Here is a 4,124-nt window from a genome sequence, read left to right as displayed (position 1 = left end):
CCGCCAGCGCGTGGGCGAGGCTTCCTCTTGCCCACGCGCTGGCCACCTGGCCAACTGCTGACGGTTCTCGGTGAGCCCGCCATCCGCGCTGGAGGTCAGTCTCGCTTGAATGCCTCCCGGCGCAACATCTGGAACAGCGTGGGGGCACCTTCGGAGGTTGTCACCGCGACCGCCTTATGTACGAACCGGGCATCGGCCGCCTGTTCAAGCAGGCTCGCGGCAAGGTCCGCGCGGCTGGTGAAGATACCCGGCGCCTGGTCCTCGCGAAGCTCGTAGCTCGTCACACCGGGTGCATCGAAGAGACCCGAGGGGCGCATGATCGTCCAGTCCAGGTCGCTGCCGCGCAGGAATCCCTCCATGCGGCGCATGTCGGCGTAGGTCGTCTTGCCGATCGTCGCGGTGATCAACGGCTGGAAGACACGGTTCAGCAGGAAACCGCCGTCCGCATGATGGTGCGGCTCGGCGGCGCTCGAGCTCACCACGACCACTCGCTTGACCCCGTACCGCACCATTGCAGCGGTAATGTTATGGATTCCGTCGCTGTAGATGTTGATCGGCTTGCGGGTGAACGGCACGCCGAGCGTCGACAGCACGACGTCGGCTCCTTCGACAGTTCGGTCGACGGCCTGCGTGTCATGCACGTCGGCCTCCGCGACGTCGAGTCGTTCGTGCGTGATCGGGAATTCCGCCGGTCGCCTGGTCACCGCGGCGACGTCGTGACCAGCGGCCAGTGCCTGCTCGGTCAGCAGTCGGCCGGTCGGCCCGTTGGCTCCGAAAACGACGATCCTCATGATTAGGCTCCTTCTGACCCGCGGGTGCGCAGGTCGCCTGGTTTCGTTCTCTTATTTGCGCTTACTTGCTCTTACTTGACACGTCGATCAGCCCGAGAGGGTTTTGTATGGTCCGCTATGCGGTGATACCTGCTATGCGGTGATATTTTGGCGCCCATATCCGACGGTAGAGGAACCTGACGGGTGGTGGCAGCAGCCCGAGCACTTTGGCTTGTATTACCTCGGATGCGTCGTCGAGCAGCCACGGGAGGAACTCCGCGCCACCACGCAGACCTTGTGTTTTACGGATGGTCGCGGTGAAAGCTGCCCATCCGTCGGGGCCGAGATATGCCTCGACCAACGGCAGGGCTTCGTTTTCCTCGTGCCGCATATGGACGGTCAGGCTCGTGGCGAAGGCATCGATGCTCTCCATAAGGCTTGCCGCGTTGTCCGATGCGAGGGCGTTGTCGATGTGTTCGAGATGCGGGTCGATCTGCGCGTGCTCGGCCTCCATCTCATCGAGGACAGTGATCTCGTCAGGCCGAAGTGCTTTGTTGCGTAGCAGGGGCCACAGGGCGGTGTCCTCGGCCTGGTGGTGGATGTGGATCTGCTTGGTAAACGTCGCCCAACGTGCGCGCGCTGCCGGTGTCCGGACGTCGCCACGTTCGTACGCGAGTCGCAGGCGCTGCAGGTCGCGGGTGAAGGCGGCGTGCGCCGCATACATCATGGTGAAATCGACCGTGCCGGCCAGCGGGGACGTGTGGTCGTTCCCAGCGTTGGTGCTGTTGGTCATCTGTGCTCCGGGTAGGTAGATGGTTGATCGGGGGACCGCGCTGCTGCTGGTCCGGGTAGGTCCTGAGGTGTCGGTTACCGGCGCCCTGCGTCTGGCGATCACCGATGGCGGCAGCACGCGGGGGAGGCGGTCGCGGTCATAGCCGGGCTGGTTCGGGCAACGCGCCGGATTCAGGTTGGTGGGCCTCACCGCGTGCGTTGCTGGTACGCAGCGCAATAAAGGCGCTGGCGAGCAGGAAGAAGCTGCCGGTCAGCAGCGCCCGGTGAAAACCCGAGGTGAGCGCGTCCGGCATGGCGGTGTGGTCCGCCAGCAGGTGGTCGGTATGGGAGGTGGCGACCGCGGAGAAGATTGCCAGTCCCAGCGCGCCACCCACTTGCTGCGAGGCGTTGAGCAGCGCGGCGGCAAGCCCGGCCCTGTCGGCGGGCACGCCGGCGTTGGCTGCGGTGGTGACGCCGACGAACACCGCACCCAGCCCGAACGACACGATCATGAGGCCCGGGAACAGGTCGGTGAGATAGGAGCCGTCGACGGGAATCCGAGACAGGTAGTACAAGCCACCGGCCGCGAGCAGCGCGCCGATGACGATCACGGGTCGGGTTCCTACCCGGACGAGCAGTTGCGAGGAGACGCCGGCGGCAATGCCGACGCCGAAGCAGAGCGGGAGATAGGCCGCGCCGGTCTCGATCGGCGAGTACCCGAGGACGTTCTGCATGTAGAGGGTGAGGAAGAAGAACATCGCGATGAGGCCCGCGAAGGCGATCAGCCCGGTGACGTCGGCGGCGCCGAGCCCCCTGACGCGGAAGATCGACAGTGGCAGCAGCGGATTCCTGCCCAGCTGCTCGTTGATCAGGAATGCGATCAGCAGGACTGCTGCTCCGGCGAGCTCACCGATCGTGCGGCCCGAGCCCCAGCCCTGATCGGGTGCTTTCACCAGCGCGAAGACGAGCAGCAGCATCCCGCCGGTGACCAGGACACTTCCGACAATGTCGAGAAGCCCAGGTCGCGCCGGATGTCGGGAAGGGCCACATTGACGATCGAGGCGTCGACGAAGTCGAGGAAGGCGACAGCGCACAACAAGGCCAGCGTGAGCTTGCCGCGGCGAGTCTCGAGGAAGGACCCGTCGGTGGCGATCGTAGAGTTGGCGACTTTGGAGCCGGTGCCGTTGGCTGTGACCACGTTGCCAGCAAGGCGCTCGCTCGGTCGGCTCGTCTCGATCAGGCGTTCGGTCCCTGAGCCACCGGTGATTGAGTCCAATTCAAGATCCCTCCCGTGCGCGGTCGTCGTCGCCGGCTGATGTCGGCCGTGTTCGGCTGTCATCTCTCTGTCGGATCCCGATAGGCAGATGTGACCGCCGCAGCCGTCGGCGACGCCCAGGACCCGGAACTGGTGGACTCGGCGGTGCGGCCCTGTCACATCTGCGGCGCCGGATCCGTCAATGCTTAAGGAGGGGTTCGATCGAAGGGGGTGTGATCCGTGGACGATGAGACGTGGCATGCCGAGCAGTTCGAGCGACAACGCCCACAGCTGCATGCGGTCGCCTACCGCATGCTCGGTTCGCCCAGCGAGGCTGAGGACGCGGTCCAGGAGGCATGGCTGCGTCTGAGCCGCTCCAACGACGATACGATCGGCAACCTCGGCGGCTGGCTGACGACGGTCGTGGGACGCGTGTGCATCGACATGCTGCGCGCCCGCCGGGCGCGCCGGGAGGACTACATCGGCACCTGGCTACCCGAGCCGATCGTCAACGTCGAAGACAGCGACGGCCCGGAGCAGCAAACGCTGCTCGCCGACTCCGTCGGCCTGGCACTGCTCGTCGTACTCGAGACACTCACCCCATCCGAGCGGCTCGCGTTCGTTCTACACGACATGTTCGCCGTGCCGTTCGAGGAGATCGCCCCGATACTGGACCGGACACCCGCCGCGGCCCGTCAGCTCGCCAGCCGCGCCCGACGTCGGCTGCGAGGCACCGCAACTGTCCCGGACGCCGACCTCGCCACGCAGCGCAAGGTCGTGGCCGCGTTCCTGGCGGCATCCCGCGCCGGCGACTTCGACGCCCTCGTCGCACTGCTTGATCCCGACGTCGTGTTCCGCGTTGACACCGGCTCACACACCCGGCCCGTGCCCGCTCTGCTCACCGGTTCCGCAGACGTCGCACGGCAGGTCGCCACCCAAGGCCCACGCTTCGCGCAGCACTGCCGGCCGGCTCTGGTCAACGGCACCGCCGGGATCGTCGCTCGAACATCGGCTGGTGTCATCGCGGTCGCCGGCCTCACCGTGATCGAAGAGCGCATCGCCACCATCGACCTGATCCTCGACCCCGACAAACTCCACAACCTGGTCCTGGCGGATCAGGAATCGCTGGCCATGAGGCATCCCGTGTCGTCATGTCCACCCGGACCCATACTCAGAACCGGACTCAAGCCGAGGACGCCTACCGTGGGTGGACCAGCGCCGACTCGGCCCGGACCGGGCTCACCGTCACGGCAGACCGGCACCAGCTCTGGACCGACTCCCCGGACACGATCATCGCCCAGCACCCCATCTCCTGAACCAATCGGACG

The 4,124-nt window shown here is 66.1% G+C and carries 4 protein-coding genes and 1 pseudogene; 1 reads left to right on the top strand and 4 read right to left on the bottom strand.

Translation table 11 applies throughout. The annotated features are described in order from the left end of the window. Positions 1–95: 95 nt before the first annotated feature. The 4 genes and pseudogenes from DD1DGNOD_RS14970 to DD1DGNOD_RS31205 all read right to left on the bottom strand — a co-directional run bounded on the left by DD1DGNOD_RS14970 (position 96) and on the right by DD1DGNOD_RS31205 (position 2,817). Positions 96–791, bottom strand: coding sequence for an NAD(P)-dependent oxidoreductase (locus tag DD1DGNOD_RS14970; RefSeq protein WP_131767052.1), 696 nt, complete (start codon positions 789–791; stop codon positions 96–98). Positions 792–906: 115 nt separating this feature from the next. Further along, a complete protein-coding gene (locus DD1DGNOD_RS14965) occupies positions 907–1,563 on the bottom strand; it encodes a hemerythrin domain-containing protein (RefSeq protein ID WP_131767051.1) in 657 nt (218 codons plus the stop codon). 136 nt (positions 1,564–1,699) lie between these two features. Beyond that, a pseudogene (locus DD1DGNOD_RS14960) lies at positions 1,700–2,551 on the bottom strand (MFS transporter); the annotation flags it as partial. Beyond that, complete coding sequence (locus DD1DGNOD_RS31205) at positions 2,491–2,817, bottom strand: hypothetical protein (protein ID WP_206443191.1); 327 nt, start codon at positions 2,815–2,817, stop codon at positions 2,491–2,493. The gene DD1DGNOD_RS31205 and the pseudogene DD1DGNOD_RS14960, both read right to left, overlap by 61 nt. Positions 2,818–3,036: 219 nt before the next feature. On the opposite strand from DD1DGNOD_RS31205, the gene sigJ reads away from it, so the two are divergent. Continuing rightward, on the top strand, positions 3,037–4,124 hold a 1,088-nt coding region (gene sigJ, locus DD1DGNOD_RS14955), incomplete at its 3' end, for an RNA polymerase sigma factor SigJ (protein WP_430827811.1).

The sequence above is a fragment of the Candidatus Protofrankia californiensis genome, from assembly GCF_900634765.1.
GTDB lineage: Bacteria > Actinomycetota > Actinomycetes > Frankiales > Frankiaceae > Protofrankia > Protofrankia californiensis.
Note: the sequence above shows the minus strand (reverse complement) of the source record. Positions and strands in the feature narration are given on the sequence as shown.

What these genes read in the sequence shown, in the direction of transcription:
- DD1DGNOD_RS14970 (WP_131767052.1), bottom strand. Translation starts at nt 791, where the DNA reads ATGAGGATCGTCGTTTTCGGAGCCAACGGGCCGACCGGCCGACTGCTG.
- DD1DGNOD_RS14965 (WP_131767051.1), bottom strand. Translation starts at nt 1,563, where the DNA reads ATGACCAACAGCACCAACGCTGGGAACGACCACACGTCCCCGCTGGCC.